The organism is Rhizobium sp. BK538 (genome assembly GCF_014197575.1).
Taxonomy (GTDB): Bacteria; Pseudomonadota; Alphaproteobacteria; order Rhizobiales; family Rhizobiaceae; genus Rhizobium.
On the sequence record NZ_JACIFT010000003.1, the window covers coordinates 308,793 to 327,892 of the forward strand.

Here is a 19,100-nt window from a genome sequence, read left to right on the forward strand (position 1 = left end):
GGAGCCTGCACCAAGTGATGACCTGTCGACGTTCCATTTTCCTTACAGCCATGATCGCGTTGCTGCAGCTTTGGCCTCTTGCGGCCAGCGCGCACCTGCGGAGCAGCAGCGGTCCCCATACCGGAATTGCAATTGCCGAGATCTCACATGGCGAAATGATCATGATTGCGGAGTATCGCGATCGGATCATCGATCTCGCTGCACGCGCCACGGACACGAACGAGCCGTTTCGACGCGTGCTCAACTATGCACAAATCCAGCATGCCTATTGCCTCTGGGGCAAAATGCCCGGCGGCGTGACGGACGAGGCGAGCCCGTTCAACGAGTGCTCGCACGCCTATCTCGCGGCAACAAAGGCCGTGCTGCTATCGATGCGGAGCATGGGCGGCGAGGCGGTCGAAGCCGAGACGATCGTCTCGGCGATCGATGCCGGCATGGTGCTGCGCGGCCTGGCACTGATCACTTGCCAATTCAGCGGTGAGGCGTTCAATACTGCAGATGTCATTCGTCCGTCGTGGAAGGACGTTCCGCTGCATCCCGCCAGTTTGGCGACGTTGACGGCGCTCGCGGCGGCAATCCTGGCTCTCGTCTATTGCGGGTGGCGCCTGCTTCGGTGGATCACGCCCTAGCTCTTCTCCACATCGCGGTCGAAGTGCGTCGCAACCAGCATGGCTGCGAGGTGGACGGTATTCTTCGCGCCGTAACGCTCCTTCATGCGCTCCAGGCGGTGCTCGACTGTCCGATGCGAGATTCCGAGATCAGCAGCGATCTCCTTGGCCGTCGCGCCTTCGGTCAAGAGCTGGATCACCGCTTCGTCGGTCGCATCCATGCGGGCCTGCTGTTGCGGCGGATTGAACATGAAGCGGCCGTTCGAGACGGTCAAAAGCCAGGATGGGCGCCGCGCCGTTGTCTTTTGCGGAAGGATCAGCCGCTCATATCCGAGGTTGACGCCAAGCACCCTCGTCTTGACCAGTTCCATGGACGGCTTCTGGGTGGCGATCACCTCGCGATAACGCGGGATGACGGCCGTCTCCATGTAGGCGCGATCCTTGAATTCGCCGATGCGTTGATCGGCGAAGAGCTTGTTGATGTTGAGAAGACGCGAACTGAAGCCGGAGGGGCGCACGACCTTCAGTTGCCATTGTAGTGGATCCTCACCGTCGAGAACGACAAGCGTCATCCTCATCCTGATCGTCAGAAGGTCGAGGACGTCCCGATAGATGTCTTCCGGCGCGGCAGGCGACTGTGATGTGGTATGCAACCACGCATCCAGCAGCTTCTGCGTGACAGTGTGAAATGAAGTGTCCTTATTCATCAACCCATACGCGATATCTGGAATCGATGTGCCACAACAACCCAAAATGGCTAACGGTTCAATAGCCGACAATGCTCAATTCGTCGTAAGGCTTTAATTTGAAAAATATATTGCTTTCCATATCTATCCTGAGGTGAATTTGCACTTGTACGAATTACTCGTTAAACGGGTTCGTGGTCGCGGGTATCGAGAGGCAGCGGCAAGGCATCTGGCAAAACTATAGCGCGTAGATTGCAGTAACGGCTCTGTCATCTGGCGCCCGGTGAACCGTCACTGGTATCAATCCCCGAAGTAGCGCTGTTCACGCCAGGGATCGCCATACATGTGATAGCCGTTCTTTTCCCAGAAGCCTGCAGCATCGCCCGTCAGCAGCTCGATACGCCGCAACCATTTTGCGCTTTTCCAGAAATAGAGATGCGGAACGACGAGCCGCATCGGGCCGCCATGATCTCGCGTCAACGGCAAGCCTTCCCAGGAGATTGCGAGGATCGCATCCTCGGCAGCGAAATCGGAAAGCGGCAGGTTGGTCGTATAGCCATCATAGCTTGTCAGCATGACATAGTGCGCTTCCGGCTTCGGCATTGCCTGATCGAGCAGGTCGCGGGTCGATACACCCTTCCATTTGTTGTCGTAGCGCGACCACGTCGTCACGCAATGAATGTCGGTGACCTTGGTGCGCTGCTCGAGGGCCTGGAAGGCCGTCCAAGTGAGATCAAGCGGGGTTTCGACAAGTCCGCGGACTTCCAGACGCCAGGTATCGGTCGAGATGATCGGCTGCTGGCCGAGATCGAGGACCGGCCAATTCTTAACGAGGTGCTGACCGGGTGGCAGGCGCTCGGTTTCCGGGCGACTGATACGGCCCGTCAGGAATTTTCCTTCGGATGCCCACCTGCGCTTCGACGTGGTGAGCTTGCTGTCTGTCGGGGTTTGATCGTCGCTCATCGGTGGGCCCTTTCGCGTTGCGGCGATTAGGGCATTCGCCTTCAAGCACTGTCAAGCGCGACATTGGATGGCAAATGCCGCGAGCGCAGGGCCGCCCTAAGCGGCACTTTCTCAGCCGGCGGAAGCGGCGGTGAAAACCGCCAACTGAGCGGCGAAGGCACGCTTGTATGCGGGCCGCGCTTCACCGCGCGCGACATAGGCGGAAAGATTAGGATAATCGTCGAGCATGCCCGATCCTTTCACCCTCAGCAGCACCGACACCATCTCGAGGTCACCAGCACTGAATTCGCCGTCGAGCCAGTCGGCATCGCCAAGCCGGGCGGAAAGTTCCTTTAGCCGCTTTCGGATGCGTTCCTCGATCATCGACCGGCGCTGCTCGTACCAGGGCTGGTCGCCTTCCAGGTACCTGGCGATTTCGCGATCAACGATCGGCGGCTCGATCGTGGTGAGCGCGGCGAACATCCATGTGATCGCTCGCGCTCGGGCATTCGCGTCGTCCGGCAGCAGGCCAGCATGGTGCTGTGCGATATGGAGCACGATTGCCCCCGATTCGAATATGGCGAGATCGCCTTCTTCATAGGTCGGAATCTGCCCGAAAGGTTGAAACGCGAGGTGCGCGGGTTCCTTCATGGCCTTGAACGAAAGAAGACGAACGTCGTAAGGCTGCCTCACTTCTTCAAGGGCCCAGCGAACGCGCATGTCGCGCGCCAGGCCCTTGCCGCGATCGGGCGACCTTTCAAAGGCGGTGATTGTGATCGTCATAGCTGCTCTCCATAGCTTGTCTGTCTTGAAGACGACTGACTAAACGGGATTCCGACACTTCATGCTCGAGATAATCCTCGCGGTCAGTTCAACCACCGCTGAAAGGATACATTCCCGGTTTTCTCGCCAGCGCAGGCTCATCTGTGCAGCGCATGGGAACTGTGGCATAACTAAGCCATGGCGATACATGTCTTGGCAGTCCATCGCGAGACGGTCGGGACGGAACAGGCGGCGGGCGGTTCGCTTGCAACCGCCTATTCCGTGGGTGTTCTCTGCTGGCTGCTATCGGCCGGCGTCTATATTGCCGCCAAATGGGTTTCTTCTGAAATGCCACCCTGGGCGCTTTGCTTTTGGCGTGTGTTGATCGCCTGGGCGATCCTGATGCCGATCGTGCACAAGCACTTTGGCGACATGGTCGCACTGGTGCGGGCGCGCGTCCTTGAACTGCTTGTGATTGGCGGCATGGGGCTTGCGATTTGTCAGGGTCTGATCTTCGTCGGCCTCGAACATGCCGACGCCACCACCGCCGGCATCATCATCGCCCTGATCCCGATCATCACCATGATCCTTGCCCGGTTAATACTGGCCGAGCCGATGGGAAGCTGGCAGGTGATCGGATCGATCCTGGCTTTTCTCGGGATCGTCGTCATCATCATCAAGGGCAGTCCGGCCGCGCTGATGCGTCTCGACCTCAATCCCGGTGAACTATGGATCGTCGCTGGCGCGTTCTGTTTCAGCCTCTATACCGTGCTGCTTCGCCGGGCGAAATTCGATGGGAACCGGCTTGCGCTTCTTGTCCTGCTTCTCGGTGCGGCGGTGCTGACGGCGCTGCCGTTCTATCTCTTCGAGCTTGTTTCCGACGAACGTTCGACGCTCAACAGCAGCGGGCTCATTGCGCTCGCTTATGTCGCCATCCCCGGCGGGGCGATTATGTATTACCTCTTCAATCGAAGCATCGAGGCCCTGGGTGCTGCCCGGGCTGGTGTCCTCCTCTACATCCAGACGATCTTCATCGCCGTGCTCGCCTACCTAATCCTCGGCGAGCAATTGCAGCGCTACCACCTCGAGGGGGCGGCACTCATCGTTGCCGGCTTGCTTCTGATAATCCTGTTGAAGCCGAAGACGAAGGCTGGGGCTGTCAAGGCCTGACGGGCGAGTGCTGTGATGTCAGTCGCCAGCAGGAAGGCGCGCAGATGGTAGTGGTCCACAATTGGCCGAGCGCGTCTCACGAAAGATTCTTTAGATACAGCGATAGCAGTTGTGTCTGTGAGGAGATCCCGAGCTTGCGATAGACATTGCGCCGGTGAACCTTCACGGTTCCTGTCGAGATGTTGAGCTTCAGGCCGATCGACTCCGAGGAGTGGCCCTGAAGAACGAGATCGACGATCGCGGTCTCGCGGCTGGTGAGATTAAGATCGCGCCACACTGCTTCGGCAGGTTGCAAGGAGCTTCCACTGGCGTCGCGCTTGCGATTGCCACGAACTCGAGAATGCAGTTGTGCGTCAAAGCGGGCCGCGAGCCCGGCCCAGTAGTGGCGGACCATGTTTGCGATCAAGGGTTCGGCTTTCTTCAGCAAGGCAAATTCCGCGGGCGGGAAGGGGCCGGTCTTTTCCCGGCGCATGAGAGAAAGAACGATGGTGATATCGTCATCGGCCGTGACGAAAAAGCCGATTTCCTCGGCAAGCCCTGTCTGGACATAATAAGTCCGGTAGTACTCGCTGGAGAAGAACCGGTCGGGCGCCAGCTCTCGCATGCGAAACACGCCGGCGCGGCGCTCGTTGGCGGTGTGATAGAAAGGATCGAGCAGATATGGGCCGGCCTGATAGAGGGTCACGAAAATGATGTGCTCCTTCGGGTCGAAGGTGCTGTAGAGGTCGATCGGCCGCTCCTTGCCGCGATAGGCAAAGACAACGACATAGTCGAAGCGCACAAGCGCCGCCATCATCTGCCGAAAGATCTCGCCGAACTCCGGATCGTCCATCGTCTGCACGCCGATGGTGGAATTGAAGGCTTGAAACAGCGCCTCCAAGTCAGTGCTCATTCCCGGGACCTCCTGATCGCCTCGCGCGGAAATTTGCGCTCCTTCGTGTATATACCTTCCACGAAGGCTTTATGGCTAAAATACCCCTCTCGGGGTATATACCGTGAGGGAAGGCCGAGCTTAGTCTTTCCTCAACGACGGTGGCAAAAGGCAGCGCTAGACTGCCCAATCCAAACCAACCGCAGGGAACAGACGTGGCATCCGCTTCGACGAACGATATCGAATTCCGTTCGGTCACAAAGAACTATGGCGCCGTGACCGCCGTAACGGACATCAACCTCAATGTGCCGAAGGGCGCCTTTCTGGCGTTGCTCGGTCCTTCCGGCTGCGGCAAGACCACTTGCCTGCGCATGATCGGCGGCTTCGAGCAGCCAAGCGAAGGCACGGTGCTGATCGACGGGCGCGAGATGAACGGTGTGCCTGCCTATCGGCGCCCAGTGAACATGGTCTTCCAGCACTATGCATTGTTTCCGCATTTCGACGTCCGACAGAACGTCGCCTATGGTCTGAAACAGATGCGGCCCAAGCTTGCGGCGACCGAAATCGACCGGCGCGTCAGCGAGGCGCTTGAAATGGTTCGGCTCGGCGGCTTTGCCAAGCGCCGCATTCACGAAATGTCCGGCGGGCAGCAGCAGCGCGTGGCGCTGGCGCGCGCGATCGTCAATCGTCCGTCGGTACTACTGCTAGACGAACCGTTGGCCGCGCTCGACAAGAAGCTGCGCTCGGCCATGCAGATCGAACTGCAGACATTGCAACGCGAGCTCGGCATTACCTTTGTTCTGGTCACCCACGATCAGGAGGAAGCGCTCTCGATGGCGGATATCGTCTGCGTGATGAGCGCAGGGCGCATTCGCCAGCTGGGCTCGCCGCAGGAGGTCTATGACCGCCCGGCCGATCTGTTCGTGGCCGATTTCGTCGGCAAGACCAATCGGGTGAGGGCGACGATGGAGGCGGATGGCGCGACGCTGCGTCTGGCGGACGGTTCAGCAATCGCCGCGGGGAGCCGGGCGCGTGTTTCGACGGGTGAGGCAATCGTCGCGATCCGCCCGGAATCGATCCGCCTGACACGGACGCAGGCGCCTGATGCGACGAGCTTCAGGGGGACGGTCACTCACCGCATCTTCTTGGGTTCGTCGGCAGAATACGCCGTCACGGTGCCGGGGCTGGGCGATTTTCTGGTGACCGCCGACCGTCGCAGCATGAATGAAAACGATCTCGTCGAGCCCGGCGAGGCCGTCTACCTCGGCTTCGATCCTGGCGCGGCCCATGTCTTCTCAGCATCAAGTGCAGCCTAAAATCAAAACAAGGGAACAGCATCATGAGCAAAGACTACAAGGATAATCTTCCCATTTCCGCCGAAGGCTTCATGGACGAGTTCATGCGCCTGAAGCGCGGCTCCGTCAGTCGCCGCCATTTCCTCGGCATCACCGGCCTTGGTCTTGCCACCGCCGTTTTGTCGCGCTTCCCAGGCGCCTTGTCGACACCAGCCCATGCTGCTGAAGACCTCGGCACGCAGATGTCGATCGCGACCTGGCCGAACTACCACGATCCGGCGACCTTCGAGAACTTCAAGGTGGCAACCGGCGTTGCCGTCGAAGTAAACGTCTTCGGCTCGAACGAGGAAATGCTGGCAAAGTTGCAGGCGGGCGCGTCCGGCTGGTCGCTGTTCGTGCCGACCAACTACACCATCTCCACCTACCACAAGCTCGGCCTGATTGACGAACTCGACCTTGCCAAGATCACCAATTTCAGCCAGTCGACGGAGAGCCCGCGCTTCACCAAGGAAGGCCAGATCGACGGCAAGGCCTATGCCCTGCCAAAGAACTGGGGCACGACCGGTTTTTCGGTCAACACCTCCAAGATCAAGACAAAGCTGACGAGCTGGAAGGACTTCTTCGAGATCGCTCAGACGGAGGCTGATGGTCGCGCCATGGTACACGACTATCAGTTGACGACGATCGGCAGCGCGCTGGTGTCGCTGGGCTACGGTTTCAATTCGATCAAGCCGGAGGAACTGGCGAAGGCCGAGGAGCTGTTGATCAAGGTGAAGCCGCATCTCTTCGCCATCAACAGCGACTATCAGCCGGCCATGCGCGCAACCGATGCATGGATGACGATGTGCTGGACCAATGACGGGGCGCAGCTCAACCGCGATATCCCCGAGATCGACTTTGTGCTCGGCAAGGACGGCGGCGAAATCTGGACGGATTACTACGCGATCCCGAAGGACGCGCCGAACAAGGCTGCCGGCTATGCGCTGCTGAACTACCTGATGGACCCGGCCAACGCCGTGAAGGAGCACATCGCCAACGGCGCGCCGGCCACCGACAGCCGTGTCATCTCGCTGCTGCCGAAGGAGATTACCTCGAACAAGATCGTCTATCCGGACGAGGCATCGCTGACACCGCTGGAGTTCGGCGCCGCCGTGACGCTGACGGATCCGGGGCGTGCCGAGTTGATGGCACGGTTCAAGTCGGCGTGAGCTTGCCTTCATGCAACGCCTCTCCCCGGTTTTGGGAAGAGGCAGCCGCCTCGTGAACTCCAAACAGCGAACCTTCGGAATGGCCCTGTCACCGGATAGCACAAAACGCCTGATCACTGCGGCTCTCGTCGCGCCGGCAAGCGCATGGCTGTTCGTGTTCCTGGTCTTGCCGTTCATCGCCATCGTTGTTTTCTCCTTCGGCGAGCGGGCGCCGGAGGGTGGTTACCAGGCGGCATTTACACTTGCCCAATTCGCCAATCTCGGATCCCGTGCCGCCGCTTTCAAGAATACGTTGGTGCTTGCGCCGATCGGGGCGTTCACCTGCCTGCTGGTGGCCTATCCGGTCGCCTACTATCTGGCGGTTAAGGCAAGTCCACAGCATCGGTTGTTGCTGGTGTCGCTCGTTGTGGTGCCGTTCTGGACCAGCCTGCTCGTTCGCACTTATGCATGGATGTATATTCTCGGTGCGCGCGGCATCCCGCATCTGCTGGAATTTGTCGGTATCGAGAACGTGCGACTTCTGAACACGCCGGGCGCAGTCCTTCTCGGCATCGTCTACGGCTATCTGCCGCTGATGATCATGCCTATCTATGTCAGCCTGGAAAAGCTGGACCGGCGGTTGCTGGAAGCTTCTGCGGACCTCGGAGCAAGACCGCTCTCGACTTTCTTCGGCATAACGCTGCCGCTGTCGCTGCCGGGCGTGATGACGGGCGTGGCGCTGGTCACCATCCTGTTGCTCGGCGAGTACCTGATCCCGCAGTTGCTGGGCGGCGGCAAGGTATTCTTCATCGGCAACGCGCTGGTCGACCTCTTCCTGCAATCGCGCAACTGGCCGTTCGGCTCCGCGATCGCCGTCACCCTCGTTGTCGTCGTCGTCATCGTGCTTCTCGTCGCCATGCGGATTGCGTGGCGCGTCGCGGGCACCCGCCAGGTGGACCTTGTCTGATGCGTGGGCTCGTTACGGCAGTCTATCTGTTTCTCTATGCGCCGATTGCGCTGGTGGTGCTGTTCTCGTTCAACGCGGGCCGCAACGCCTCGGATTTCACGGGATTTTCCACGCAATGGTACGGTAAGGCGCTGTCCAACACGTTCCTCATGGAAGCTCTTCAGAACAGCCTTATCATCGCGCTTACCAGCGCAGTCCTCGCGGCCATCTTCGGCACCATGGCTGCACTCGGCATGGAGCGGCTCGGCGCCCGGACACGGGCCGTGTTCGATGGTCTGTTTGCCGCGGCAATCGTCGTTCCGGGCGTCGTGATCGGCATCGCGACGCTGGTCGCCCTCGTTGAAGTCTTCGGTTTCATCAACCCATTGCTGGCAGCCGTCTGGCCTGGCGACCAACCGCCGAAGCTGTCGCTCGGTTACGGTTCGATCATCGCCGCGCACGGACTTTTCACCATGGCGCTGGTAACGATGATCGTCAAAGCCCGTATCGCCAGCCTCGGGCGCGATATCGTCGAAGCGTCGAGCGATCTTTACGCGACGCCGCTGACGACCTTTCGCCAGATCGTGCTGCCGCAGATCCTGCCGTCGATCCTGGCGGGCTTCCTGCTCGCTTTCACCTTCTCCTTCGACGATTTCATCATCGCGTTCTTCGTCGCGGGATCGAACACGACGCTGCCAATCTACGTCTTTGCCTCGATCCGTCGCGGCGTGACGCCGGAGATCAACGCGATCGCCACCATGGTGCTCGTCGCATCGCTTGCCCTCATTCTCATCGCGCGTTTCCTGATGCGCGAAAGGATAACAACAACCTAAGTGGGAAACACCATGATCCTCAAGAACCGTGTTGCAATCGTCACCGGCGCCGGGTCCGGTATCGGACAGGCCGGCGCGCTCGTCATGGCGAAAGAGGCCGCCCATGTCGTCGTTGCCGACATCGACTTCATGAATGCCGAGGAGACAGTCAGCCAGATTCGCGCGTTTGGCGGCAGCGCCGAGAGCATGGTGCTTGACGTGACCGACGACAAGGCGCTGGAGGCGGGCATTGCCGCAGTGGCAGAGCATCACGGCCGCATCGACATCCTGCACAACCATGCCGGTGCGCAGGTCGCCGGCGACCTGGAGCAAGTCGCGATCGACGGCTTCGACAAGTCCTGGAGCCTGAATGTCAGGGCCCATTTCATGGCGGCGCGCTTTGTCATGCCAGTTATGAAGAAGGCGGGCAAAGGCGTGATCCTCAACACCTCGTCCTCATCAGGCGTGCTCTATGATCGCGAGATGATTGCCTATACCACCACCAAGCATGCCGTCATCGCCCTGACACGACAGATGGCGGGCGACTATGCCAGGTTCGGCATCCGCGTGAACGCGCTTTGCCCGGGCTGGGTGGACACACCCTTCAACGAACCCTTCATTGCCCAGATGGGCGGACGTGACGCGATCGAGGCCTATATTGCGGAAAAGGTGCCGCTTGGGCGCTGGGCCGATGTGTCGGAGATCGCTGAGCCGATCCTCTTCCTCGTGTCGGACCGCTCCTCTTACATGACCGGGCAGATCCTGGTCGTCGACGGTGGCGAGACCGTGGTCTAACCCGGTTCAGGCGGTTGAATTCTCAGGCCAATTGCTAAATAACGGATGGACTATGACGGGCGTCGTTCTGGCGCCCGCCTGCATTTACAGGACATCCAGGCCCATGCCCATTCCCGCCCGGATCGAGACCGATCTGCCCTTCCTCACCGAGTTGCGTCGCGACCTGCACGCACATCCCGAGCTTGGCTTCGAGGAGGAGCGCACGAGCGGCATCGTTGTGAGATTGCTAGATGAGGCCGGCATCAAGGTTCATCGAGGGCTCGGCGGTACGGGCGTCGTCGGCACGCTGCGGGTCGGCAATGGCACGCGGACGATTGGATTGCGGGCGGATATGGACGCGCTTGCGATGCCGGAGATGGCGGATCGCCCTCATAAATCCAGATTTGATGGCAAGATGCATGCCTGCGGGCATGATGGGCATACAACGATGCTGGTCGGCGCGGCGCGGCATCTGGCGGCAACACGTGACTTTTCCGGAACCGTGCATTTCATCTTTCAGCCGGCCGAGGAGGGCAGGGGCGGCGCCCGCAAGATGGTCGAGGACGGACTGTTCGAGCTGTTCCCGTGCGACGCCGTCTACGGCCTCCACAATATGCCGGGCCTGGCCGTCGATGAAATAGCCGTCGTCGAAGGGCCGCAACTTGCCTCGTCCGATAGTTGGCGCGTGACCTTTCGAGGCACCGGAACGCATGGCGCCAAGCCGCACCTCGGCAAGGATCCGATTACGGCCGCCGGCACGTTCCTCACGTCGTTGCAGACGATCGTCGGGCGCGTCGTCGATCCACTGCAGCCGGCCGTCGTCAGCGCCTGCTCGCTGCAGGCCGGTGACCCGAAGGCGTTGAATGTCATACCTGATATTGTTGAGATCGGCGGCACCGCCCGGGCCTATTCGCCGGAGGTTCGCGATCAGCTTGAGGAAGAAATCGGCCGGCTTGCGAATGGCACGGCGGCAATGTTCGGCATTGCGGTCGACTGTCAGTTCGAACGGCGTATCCCGCCTGTGGTCAACGACAGCGACGCGACCGCGCGTGCGCTCGGGGCAGCCGGCGCAGTTTTCGCAGAGAGGGTGCGAACGCGTTTTCCTCCCTCGACGGCGGGGGATGATTTCGCGTTCTTCGGCCAGAATGCTCCGGGCTGTTATGTCTGGCTCGGCAACGGTCCTGCTGTCGATGGCGCCCTGCACCACAATACAGCTTATGACTTCAATGACGGTGCAATCGGCTACGGCGTGGCCTTTTGGACGACGCTGGTCGAGCGCGAGCTGAAGGCGGCGCTTTAGCGCGTTCGCTTACTGGGCTTGATGAACACTCCTCGCCGTGGCGGCAAAAGACGTCCGGATGCGGCTATGCCCCGCGATCGAGAATCTCGATCACTGGGTTTTGGAGTACCTTGCCGGTCAGGACGTCAGCGGTCCCGCGATCCGTCTGGTGCGGACCGGTATTGCAGGCAAGCGTTGCGCCGAAGCAGGCCTTGAACACAAGGTAGGGCGGCTTCCAGTCGACGATCTTCTCCATCGCCTTTCGGATCGCCCGGAAGGAAGCGGCCGCCTCTTCCAACGGCGCCTCGGTGACAAGGCCCGATACTGGAAGAGGCAGAAGGACTTCAACCTTGCTATCCCTGGCCACGGCCATGCCGCCGCCTGCGGCAATCACGGCGTTGGCAGCGACCGCCATGTCGCGCGCATTGCCGCCGAAAACGGTGAGGTTATGGCTGTCATGCGAAACCGTCGTACAGAAGGCTCCGCGCCATGTTCCCCAACCGGTGAGGAAGCCGACACGCGGCCGTCCGTCCACCGTTCCGTGCCGATGTGCGACCGCAATCTTGGTGCTGCCGGCAGGAGGCACGACGACACCGTCCTCTACGACGGTTTCTGCCTCGCCCCATTGTGTAAATCGGGGACGATCGATTGTGGCTACCCGAACGCGCTTGCCCGCTGACGGAACCCGGAAGTCGCTCTCCGTTAGCGGCGGCAGCTTGACCGAGTTTTGCAGGGCTGCGGTCTCGAAGGAAGGCATCCGGGCTTTGATCTCGCCGCCCGTCGATACGATCTCTCCATTTGCGATGACCGCCCTCGTGGCGAAGCCGATCAGATCCTCGAACAGCACGATATCGGCGCGCCGGCCGGCAGCGATGAGGCCAAGATCCGAGCGCTTCAATCGCTGGGCTGCGTTGAAGGTCGCTGCCCTCAGCGCCCACTCCGGCTTCATTCCATAGCGGACAAGCCGGCGGATCACGTCATCGAGACCGCCGCCGTCCTTCAGTTCGTCGGGGAAAACGTCGTCGGTGCAGAGCGTAACTGTCGACGGCAGATGGCCGATGCCGTTGAGGGCGGTTACGAACTCCTGCAGCAGGTGATCATGCGAGCCGCGGAGTTCGATGGTCATGCCGGCGGCCAGCTTTTGCAGCAGATCGGCGCTGGAGGTCAGCTCGTGATCGGAGGTGACGCCGGCAGCCATGAAGGCGTTCAGGTCGGCACCTTCAAGCCCACGCGCATGGCCGCAGACCAGTTTTCCGGAGGCGAGCGCGGCGTTGACGATATCAGTCATGCGTGGATCGCCGTCGATGACGCCGCGCATGTTCATCACTTCGGCAACGCCGCCGATGCCAGGCCATCGGAGCATTTCGGCGACTACCGACGCGTCGAAATCGGCGCCGGCGACTTCAAGCCCTGGGGCGGAGGGAACGCAGGAAGGAGCGAGCACGATCGTGCGCAGAGGCAGGCCGCGGGAAGCTTCGATCGCCCAGCGCACACCATCGAGGCCATGCACATTGCCAAACTCGTGCGGATCCCAGACGATCGTCGTGACGCCACGCGGAACGACGGCTGCAGCATACTCGGCCGGCGTCACCATCGAGCTTTCGATGTGCATATGCGTATCGATGAGGCCGGGCGAAATGATGCTGCCTGCGGCATCGATAGTTTCTGCGGCATCCATGCGGCTACCCGGTGCGTGGACGCTTGAGATCAACGGTCCGACGATGCCGATGTCGGCTTCGCGGATCAGGCCGGTGACGACATCGAGCAGGCAGCCGCCCGATATCAGGATGTCGAAGGCCGCATCGCCACGCGCGGCGACGACGGCACGCGCGCGAAGCGTGGGATCGTTGAGGTCCTTCGGTTCCGGGCTGCTCATCGGCGGGCCTCATCGATCAGTGCGCCGAGGATAAGAGCGCGCGCTTTCTCTACATCGATGTCAGCAGCATATTCGGCATTGAATGCGGCGTGCGTCACCCTCGTCTCGACGACGGTGCGGCCGCGTGTATGCTGGCCCTGCAATTCAGCGTCGATGCGGGCAGGACCGAAGCTGACGATGTCGGGCGCGACGAAGGCTGCGGCGGCGGAGGGGTCGTAGATCGCCATGCCTGATCTGCCGCGGCTCGTGCCGATGCCGATGTAGCCGTCGAGCATATCGGCCAGCAGCGTCGCATTGCTGCCGCCGGCGCCTCGTACTGGCACGACATCGTCAGGCGTTGCGATGACCTTGCGGCAGAGATCGAGATCGACCATGCGCAGCGGCAGGCGGTGGGCGAGAACGATGGCGAGCGCTTCCGGATCCGCCAGTGCGTTGAACTCGGCCGATGCCGTGTGATTGCCTGACGTTACGCCGCCGCCCATCCAGGTTAGTTCGGTGATGCGAGCTGCGAGGTCGGGACGTGCCAATGCAAGGGCGGCTAGATTGGTCAATGGGCCGAGCGCCAGGATGCGGTGCGGGCCGTCCGCCTCCAGCCAGCGGCAAAGGGCGGTAAACGCGTCGCTTTCCGCCAAGGGCGAGGCGTCGGGCAGGCCTTTTCCGGTGGTAGCAATTCCCGTCTCGCCGAGGATCGCCTGTGCCGTTTTAAGCGCGCCGAGAACCGGCATCGCGCGGCCGGTGTGGATCGGGAAGGTCCAGCCGAAGGCCTTGGCAGCGCCAGCGGCGTTGACGCGCACCTGCAGCAGTGGCGTGTTGCCGAAGACGAGCGAGACGCCTGCTATGTCGAGCTTTGCGTGCGTCACCACGAGGATCGCGGCGATATCGTCGAAGCCCATGTCGGTGTCGATCCAGACGCCCATGATGTTACCTGTAGCGTGAGAGGGGCGCTGCTGCCGCAAGCGGCAGGTCGAAGGGAAGCGTGGAGCCAATCGCGTACGTCGGCAGCTCTGCGTCGATCTCGGCCTTGATGGGGCCAAGCGGTGTGTCGAGCAGATATTCGCGGGTGTTTCCGGCAAACGAGGTGCCGCGCACGGTGCCCTGGTAAGGACCTGAACCAAGGTTGACCATGCGGGGACGCCAGGCCAGGCCCTTTGCGGCCTGCGGCGCTCGACCGGAAAGTTCGACGAGGTTGTTGGATGTCGCGAGCTTGCCGTTGTCCAGCGCAAAGACGTTTTCGAAGCCGACGAAATCGGCGACGAAGGCCGAGACGGGTTTGTTGTAGATTTCTTCAGGTGTGCCGATCTGTTCGATGCCGCCGTTCAGCATCACCACGATCCGGTCGGCGAGAGCGAGCGCCTCGATCTGGTCGTGGGTCACGAAGATCATGGTGACGCCGGTTTCCTTCTGGACGCGCTGCAGCTCGGCGCGCATTTCGAGGCGCAGGCGGGCATCGAGGTTGGAGAGCGGTTCATCGAGCAACAGGACCTTCGGCTCCATCACCATGGAGCGGGCAAGCGCCACGCGCTGTTGCTGGCCGCCCGAAAGCTCGGCGGGCTTGCGATCGGCAAACTCGGCAAGGCCGACAGACTTGATGCCGGCGTTGACCTTGGCGTCGAGATCCTTGCCGCCGATGCCCTTCAGACGCAAACCGAAGGCGATGTTCTCATAGACAGTCAGATGCGGGAAAAGCGCATAGGACTGGAAGACGAGGCCCACATTGCGCTTGTTGGCAGAAACGCGGGTGATCTCGTCGCCGTCGAGCGTGATACGGCCCGAAGCCGGGGCAAGCAGGCCGGCAATCGAGCGCATTGTCGTCGTCTTGCCGCATCCGGAGGGGCCGAGCAGCGCAACGAGCTCGCCCTTGGCGATCGTGAGATCCAGATCCTTCACCGCGACCGTATCGCCGTAGGCAAGCGTCAGCTTGTCGAGTTTCAGATAGGCGTCAGACATAACGAGAAAATCCCAGGAAGCGTTCGGCAAGGAAGACGATGCCGATGGAAAGGAAGGCGAGCAGCGAGGAGAGTGCCGCAATCGACGGATCGTAGGTGGTTTCCATGTAGCCCAGCATGTCGATCGGCAGCGTGCGTACGCCCGGACCGGAGAGGAAAAGCGAGACTGGAACCTGGTTGAAGCTCGTCACGAAGCCGAGAATGAAGGCCGCCAGGATGCCGCCGCGGATATTCGGCATAACGACGCGGAAGAAGGCGCCGACGCGCGAAGAGCCGAGCAGGACGGCGGCCTCTTCCATATCGGAGCGCAGGTTGTTGAGGCTGGCTGAAACGACGCGCACGGCATAGGGAAGGACGAGCGCCGTGTGGGCCATGAACAGGGCCAGCGTGATGTTGAAGCCGAACGGCACGACGAGATAGCGCAGCAGCGCCAGACCGACGATGATGCCGGGAACGATGATCGGCAGCGAGACGATCGTGCGGACCGTTTCGCCGAAGGGCAGCTTGTAGCGCGAGAGCGCGTAAGCAGCGGGGATGCCGAGGATCAGTGCGGCCAGCGTTCCGAAGACGGCAAGGAACATCGACATGGCGAAGCTCTCGCGGAAGCTGTCGATGGTGAAGACCTTGGCGACCCACTTTAGGGAAAGACCCTGAGGTGGGAAGGCAAGCGTGTCGCCGGCCGAGAGCGATGCAGCGATGATGATCAGGAACGGGCCGATCAGGAATATCATCAGCAGGCCGAGTACGAGCGGCGAGAGAATACGGGCGGTCATCGCTTGTTCCTCGCCGTGGCAAGGCGCTTGAGCAGGATGTTGGCAGCAAAGCTCATGACGATCAGCATGAAGGCGATCACGCTCGCAGAGACGAAATTGTTGGCCACCGACACCTGCTGATAGAGCAGCGTTTCCAGCATCAGCACCTTCGATCCGCCAAGCACTGCAGGCGTGATGTAGGCGGTCAGCGATCCGGTGAAGACGAGCGTGCCGCCGACGACGAGGCCCTCACGTGTCAGTGGCAGGATCACCTTCCAGAATACCTGGAACCAGTTGGCGCCGAGCACGCGGGCAGCGAGAATGGCATCCTTCGGCATGTTTTCGAGCGCACCGATCAGCGACAGGATCATCAGCGGCAGGAAAAGCTGCAGCAGGCCGATGAAGACGGCCGTTTCGGTAAACAGCAGACGCAGCGGCGTATCGCTGAGGCCAAGGCCGGTGATGGCCTCGTTGACGATGCCGGTGCGGCCGAGAATGACGATCCAGGCGTAGGTACGGGCGACCGGCGAGATCATCAGCGGCAAGGTGACGAGGCCGATCATCCGGCCCTTGCCCGAAGATGGCAGGTTGACGATCGCAAAGGCGGCGGCATAGCCGATCACGGCAGAGACCGCGGTCACCTCAAGCCCGAGCCGGAACGTCCGCAGGAAGACGGTACGGTTCAACGACTCGGAAAAGAAACCGGTATAGGCGCCAAGCGTCCAGCCGCCGTCGATACGGAAGCCCTCGGAGAGCAGAACGACGACGGGGAGCAGGAAGACCAGCGCGGCAAAAACTGCTGCGGGCAGGGCAAGCACCAGGGCTTCTGCGCGGTTCTGAAACATGAATCGACCTTCAACGGGTGAAAGATCCGGCTCCTGCAAGCGTCGGAGCCGGCGGTGAAGATTACTGGCCGACCTTCTCGTTCCATTCCTTCAGCCAGGTGGCGCGGTTGTCGAGCGCGGCTGCGGAGGGGATGAGCTTCAGGCTCTTGGCGGTCTCTTCGCCATAGGTCAGGTTGTTGGCGGCTGCCTCGGAGAGCTTGACCTCCTTGTTCGCCGGGCTGTCGACCAGCTTTTCGGCGAGCTTCGTCTGGATTTCGGTGGAGAGCCAGAAATCCATGAACTGAAGGGCCAGATCGCGGTTCTTAGAGCCCCTTGTGACGACCATGACGTTCATGCCGCCGGTCTGGCCTTCCTTCGGGGTCGCCCATGCGACGGGAACATCGAGCTTGGTGAAGCCGGCCCAGGAGAAGCGGCCGATCGGAGCGGCCCAGATCTCTTCCTGCTGCATCAGCTGCACCAGCTGTGAGGACTTCTCATAGAAGGTGACGATCTCATCCTTCTTCTCGCCCAGCGCCTCGATCGGTGCCTTCAGATCCGGGTTGTCCTTGCCGAGTGCCTGGCCGAGCATGTAGAGCGCTGGTGGACCCTGATTGGTGGTGACGTTCGGGAAGGCGACGTGGCCGATATATTCCGGCTTCAGCAAGTCTGCCCAGGACTCGATCTTCATCTTGTCGGAGCGGTAGGCGATCGAGGTGGCGTAGAAGGTGTAGCCGACACTCATGCCGTCGGCGTTCGGATCCCTGGCGAGGTCGTAGAGCTTGCCGAAATTGGAGAGCTTCGAGGTATCGATCTTGTCGATGAGATCCTTTCGCGAGGCGGACAGGGCATCGGCCATGGAGACGACGGCCATGTCGATGACGGGGTTCGCCTTGTTGGCGTCCATCTTGGCAAGACGCTCGACGCTGTTGCCGGTCTCGACGACCAGCTTGCAGCCGCACTTCGCCTCGAAGGGATCGTAGACGATCGTCTTGAAGTCGTCCTGAGCGAAGGCGTAGACGGAAATCGTCAGCGTCTTGTCCTGCGCTTTCGCGGCGAGGGGCGACAGCGCCAGTAGCGCGGCGGAAGCGATGAGGGCATTCTTCATGTCAGCTGTTCTCCGTCTGTCAGGATATTCTCGTCGGGTCCGCCGGCCCAGAGGACTGGCGAACGATCAGTTGCATCGGAACGCGGTCGGTCTCGGACGTGACAAGTACGCCTTCGCGGCTGCCGCGGGTCTGTATGGTGCGCAGCAGAGACGAGATGGCGATCTCCGCGATCGTGTGCATGTCCATCGCCACCGTCGTCAGCGATGGGGTGACGACGGGCGACCAGATGAGGTCGTCGAAGCCGGTAACGCTCGCCATGCTGGGCACGTCGATGCCGTCACGCTGCAGTTCGGTGAGCGCCCGCAGCGCCTGCAGGTCCGAGAGCGCGGCAAACGCCGTATAGCCCTCACGCACCTTTTCAGCGAGGCCGAGGCTGCATCCTCTGCCGCCCTGCCGTTCCAGCGCCTCGATCCAGAGAGTTGCCGAACTCATCCCGGGACGGAGACCTGAACGGATACCGCCTGCGCGGTCGTTCTGTACGTTCGAACCGGGATTGTTGCCGATGATGAGGATACGCCGATGTCCAAGCTCGGCCAAATGGTTGGCGATCGCCCAGCCGCCCTGCATGTGATCGGCAGCAACGGTGTTGCCAGGTGTGGAGGTCGTATCGATGACGGCAACCGGACAAGCTGCTGCAGAAATTCGCGTCGCCCGGCGCGGTACGATTACCATGCCTTCGACGCCACGCTCTACCAGTCGGTTGATCGCCTCGGTCTGGGTGGCAACGTCTCCCCGGGAGTCGGCAATCAGCACGCCGTAGCCGGCAGCGCTGGCGGCGAATTCGATGGCTTGCGCGAGCTTGGGGAAAAGCGGGTTAGCAATATCCGGCAGCACAAGGCCAAGGACGCCGCTACGACCGGTGCGCAGCGCGCGTCCAGCCTGGCTCGGAACATAGCCGAGTTCGGCTGCATGTTCCTTGATCCTCTCCGCCAGCTGCTCGGAAACACGGCCCTTGCCTGAGAGCGCATTGGAAACCGTCGCGACGGAGACGCCTAGCGACGTTGCAATCCTGCTCAGATTCGGTCCAGGTCGCGTTGCAGGCATGGTTTCCGATGTACGTAGATTAATCGTTTAATCACCGCGTACATCACGCCACTGGCCTTGTCGAATCCAAAATTGCCGACGCGGTCAATTATCCGCATGGAAGCGAGTGACAATAATAGAAAAGCCCCGCGATTGCGGGGCTTTTTGTCTGCTGTCGTTCAGCTTGCCTTTGGCGGCGCGGTGGTCCTGGGTGCGCCGGGATTGTAGCCGCCGCCGATGG

Annotated in this window: 19 protein-coding genes; 8 read left to right on the plus strand and 11 right to left on the minus strand. The window is 61.2% G+C overall.

Going from position 1 to position 19,100, the window contains the following annotated elements; all coding sequences use genetic code 11:
- Window positions 1–17: 17 nt before the first annotated feature.
- Complete coding sequence (locus FHX09_RS05595; protein WP_183719440.1) at window positions 18–629, plus strand: hypothetical protein; 612 nt, start codon at window positions 18–20, stop codon at window positions 627–629.
- Here FHX09_RS05595 and FHX09_RS05600 read toward each other — a convergent pair.
- From FHX09_RS05600 to FHX09_RS05610, 3 genes are all read right to left on the minus strand, one after another.
- On the minus strand, window positions 626–1,261 hold the full coding sequence (locus tag FHX09_RS05600; RefSeq protein ID WP_244423834.1) for a helix-turn-helix transcriptional regulator: 636 nt from the start codon (window positions 1,259–1,261) through the stop codon (window positions 626–628). The genes FHX09_RS05595 and FHX09_RS05600 overlap by 4 nt on opposite strands.
- Before the next feature lie 333 nt (window positions 1,262–1,594).
- Window positions 1,595–2,257, minus strand: a complete 663-nt coding sequence (locus tag FHX09_RS05605; RefSeq protein ID WP_184449401.1) for a sulfite oxidase-like oxidoreductase — start codon at window positions 2,255–2,257, stop codon at window positions 1,595–1,597.
- Between the two features lie 111 nt (window positions 2,258–2,368).
- A complete protein-coding gene (locus tag FHX09_RS05610) occupies window positions 2,369–3,019 on the minus strand; it encodes a glutathione S-transferase family protein (protein ID WP_007801790.1) in 651 nt (216 codons plus the stop codon).
- 177 nt (window positions 3,020–3,196) lie between these two features.
- Between FHX09_RS05610 and FHX09_RS05615 the strand changes: the two genes are divergently transcribed.
- The gene (locus FHX09_RS05615; RefSeq protein ID WP_132594916.1) at window positions 3,197–4,168 is read left to right on the plus strand and encodes a DMT family transporter; all 972 of its coding nucleotides are present in this window, start codon (window positions 3,197–3,199) and stop codon (window positions 4,166–4,168) included.
- A gap of 76 nt (window positions 4,169–4,244) precedes the next feature.
- Here FHX09_RS05615 and FHX09_RS05620 read toward each other — a convergent pair whose 3' ends face one another.
- Window positions 4,245–5,060, minus strand: coding sequence for a LuxR C-terminal-related transcriptional regulator (locus FHX09_RS05620; protein WP_007801786.1), 816 nt, complete (start codon window positions 5,058–5,060; stop codon window positions 4,245–4,247).
- A 194-nt stretch (window positions 5,061–5,254) separates the two neighbouring features.
- Between FHX09_RS05620 and FHX09_RS05625 the strand changes: the two genes are divergently transcribed.
- From FHX09_RS05625 to FHX09_RS05650, 6 genes are all read left to right on the plus strand, one after another.
- Window positions 5,255–6,355 carry an ABC transporter ATP-binding protein gene (locus FHX09_RS05625; protein WP_132594914.1) on the plus strand — a complete coding sequence of 367 codons (1,101 nt, stop codon included), beginning with the start codon at window positions 5,255–5,257 and terminating at the stop codon, window positions 6,353–6,355.
- A gap of 23 nt (window positions 6,356–6,378) precedes the next feature.
- Complete coding sequence (locus FHX09_RS05630) at window positions 6,379–7,542, plus strand: spermidine/putrescine ABC transporter substrate-binding protein (protein ID WP_132594912.1); 1,164 nt, start codon at window positions 6,379–6,381, stop codon at window positions 7,540–7,542.
- Between the two features lie 79 nt (window positions 7,543–7,621).
- Window positions 7,622–8,488, plus strand: a complete 867-nt coding sequence (locus FHX09_RS05635; protein WP_132594930.1) for an ABC transporter permease — start codon at window positions 7,622–7,624, stop codon at window positions 8,486–8,488.
- Entirely contained in the window at window positions 8,488–9,300 is an 813-nt protein-coding gene (locus FHX09_RS05640) for an ABC transporter permease (RefSeq protein WP_132594910.1), read from the plus strand. Before FHX09_RS05635 ends, FHX09_RS05640 begins: the two co-directional genes overlap by 1 nt.
- 12 nt (window positions 9,301–9,312) lie before the next feature.
- Window positions 9,313–10,074: an SDR family oxidoreductase gene (locus FHX09_RS05645; RefSeq protein WP_007801777.1), complete on the plus strand. Its 762-nt coding sequence runs from the start codon at window positions 9,313–9,315 to the stop codon at window positions 10,072–10,074.
- A 103-nt stretch (window positions 10,075–10,177) separates the two neighbouring features.
- Window positions 10,178–11,353: a M20 aminoacylase family protein gene (locus tag FHX09_RS05650; RefSeq protein ID WP_132594906.1), complete on the plus strand. Its 1,176-nt coding sequence runs from the start codon at window positions 10,178–10,180 to the stop codon at window positions 11,351–11,353.
- 64 nt (window positions 11,354–11,417) lie between these two features.
- On the opposite strand, the gene FHX09_RS05655 is transcribed toward FHX09_RS05650, so the two are convergent.
- The 7 genes from FHX09_RS05655 to FHX09_RS05685 all read right to left on the minus strand — a co-directional run bounded on the left by FHX09_RS05655 (window position 11,418) and on the right by FHX09_RS05685 (window position 18,880).
- Window positions 11,418–13,208 (minus strand): adenine deaminase C-terminal domain-containing protein, encoded by a 1,791-nt coding sequence (locus FHX09_RS05655; RefSeq protein WP_184449403.1) that lies wholly within the window; start codon window positions 13,206–13,208, stop codon window positions 11,418–11,420.
- Window positions 13,205–14,125: a nucleoside hydrolase gene (locus tag FHX09_RS05660; RefSeq protein WP_184449405.1), complete on the minus strand. Its 921-nt coding sequence runs from the start codon at window positions 14,123–14,125 to the stop codon at window positions 13,205–13,207. The genes FHX09_RS05655 and FHX09_RS05660 overlap by 4 nt, the downstream gene beginning before the upstream one ends.
- Before the next feature lie 4 nt (window positions 14,126–14,129).
- Window positions 14,130–15,155 (minus strand): ABC transporter ATP-binding protein, encoded by a 1,026-nt coding sequence (locus FHX09_RS05665; protein WP_132594900.1) that lies wholly within the window; start codon window positions 15,153–15,155, stop codon window positions 14,130–14,132.
- Window positions 15,148–15,927: an ABC transporter permease gene (locus FHX09_RS05670; protein WP_132594898.1), complete on the minus strand. Its 780-nt coding sequence runs from the start codon at window positions 15,925–15,927 to the stop codon at window positions 15,148–15,150. The genes FHX09_RS05665 and FHX09_RS05670 overlap by 8 nt, the downstream gene beginning before the upstream one ends.
- Complete coding sequence (locus FHX09_RS05675; protein WP_183719434.1) at window positions 15,924–16,751, minus strand: ABC transporter permease; 828 nt, start codon at window positions 16,749–16,751, stop codon at window positions 15,924–15,926. Before FHX09_RS05675 ends, FHX09_RS05670 begins: the two co-directional genes overlap by 4 nt.
- Before the next feature lie 61 nt (window positions 16,752–16,812).
- The gene (locus FHX09_RS05680) at window positions 16,813–17,835 is read right to left on the minus strand and encodes an ABC transporter substrate-binding protein (protein ID WP_183719432.1); all 1,023 of its coding nucleotides are present in this window, start codon (window positions 17,833–17,835) and stop codon (window positions 16,813–16,815) included.
- Window positions 17,836–17,854: 19 nt separating this feature from the next.
- Complete coding sequence (locus FHX09_RS05685; RefSeq protein WP_132594892.1) at window positions 17,855–18,880, minus strand: LacI family DNA-binding transcriptional regulator; 1,026 nt, start codon at window positions 18,878–18,880, stop codon at window positions 17,855–17,857.
- Between the last annotated feature and the right edge of the window lie 220 nt (window positions 18,881–19,100).

Bases quoted from the DNA above. Each gene is read 5' to 3' on its own strand.
- FHX09_RS05620 (WP_007801786.1), bottom strand. From the start codon at position 5,060: ATGAGCACTGACTTGGAGGCGCTGTTTCAAGCCTTCAATTCCACCATC.
- FHX09_RS05630 (WP_132594912.1), top strand. From the start codon at position 6,379: ATGAGCAAAGACTACAAGGATAATCTTCCCATTTCCGCCGAAGGCTTC.
- FHX09_RS05615 (WP_132594916.1), top strand. From the start codon at position 3,197: ATGGCGATACATGTCTTGGCAGTCCATCGCGAGACGGTCGGGACGGAA.
- FHX09_RS05665 (WP_132594900.1), bottom strand. From the start codon at position 15,155: ATGTCTGACGCCTATCTGAAACTCGACAAGCTGACGCTTGCCTACGGC.
- FHX09_RS05675 (WP_183719434.1), bottom strand. From the start codon at position 16,751: ATGTTTCAGAACCGCGCAGAAGCCCTGGTGCTTGCCCTGCCCGCAGCA.
- FHX09_RS05670 (WP_132594898.1), bottom strand. From the start codon at position 15,927: ATGACCGCCCGTATTCTCTCGCCGCTCGTACTCGGCCTGCTGATGATA.
- FHX09_RS05595 (WP_183719440.1), top strand. From the start codon at position 18: ATGACCTGTCGACGTTCCATTTTCCTTACAGCCATGATCGCGTTGCTG.
- FHX09_RS05640 (WP_132594910.1), top strand. From the start codon at position 8,488: ATGCGTGGGCTCGTTACGGCAGTCTATCTGTTTCTCTATGCGCCGATT.
- FHX09_RS05650 (WP_132594906.1), top strand. From the start codon at position 10,178: ATGCCCATTCCCGCCCGGATCGAGACCGATCTGCCCTTCCTCACCGAG.
- FHX09_RS05660 (WP_184449405.1), bottom strand. From the start codon at position 14,125: ATGGGCGTCTGGATCGACACCGACATGGGCTTCGACGATATCGCCGCG.
- FHX09_RS05605 (WP_184449401.1), bottom strand. From the start codon at position 2,257: ATGAGCGACGATCAAACCCCGACAGACAGCAAGCTCACCACGTCGAAG.
- FHX09_RS05610 (WP_007801790.1), bottom strand. From the start codon at position 3,019: ATGACGATCACAATCACCGCCTTTGAAAGGTCGCCCGATCGCGGCAAG.
- FHX09_RS05645 (WP_007801777.1), top strand. From the start codon at position 9,313: ATGATCCTCAAGAACCGTGTTGCAATCGTCACCGGCGCCGGGTCCGGT.
- FHX09_RS05680 (WP_183719432.1), bottom strand. From the start codon at position 17,835: ATGAAGAATGCCCTCATCGCTTCCGCCGCGCTACTGGCGCTGTCGCCC.
- FHX09_RS05635 (WP_132594930.1), top strand. From the start codon at position 7,622: ATGGCCCTGTCACCGGATAGCACAAAACGCCTGATCACTGCGGCTCTC.
- FHX09_RS05655 (WP_184449403.1), bottom strand. From the start codon at position 13,208: ATGAGCAGCCCGGAACCGAAGGACCTCAACGATCCCACGCTTCGCGCG.
- FHX09_RS05685 (WP_132594892.1), bottom strand. From the start codon at position 18,880: ATGCCTGCAACGCGACCTGGACCGAATCTGAGCAGGATTGCAACGTCG.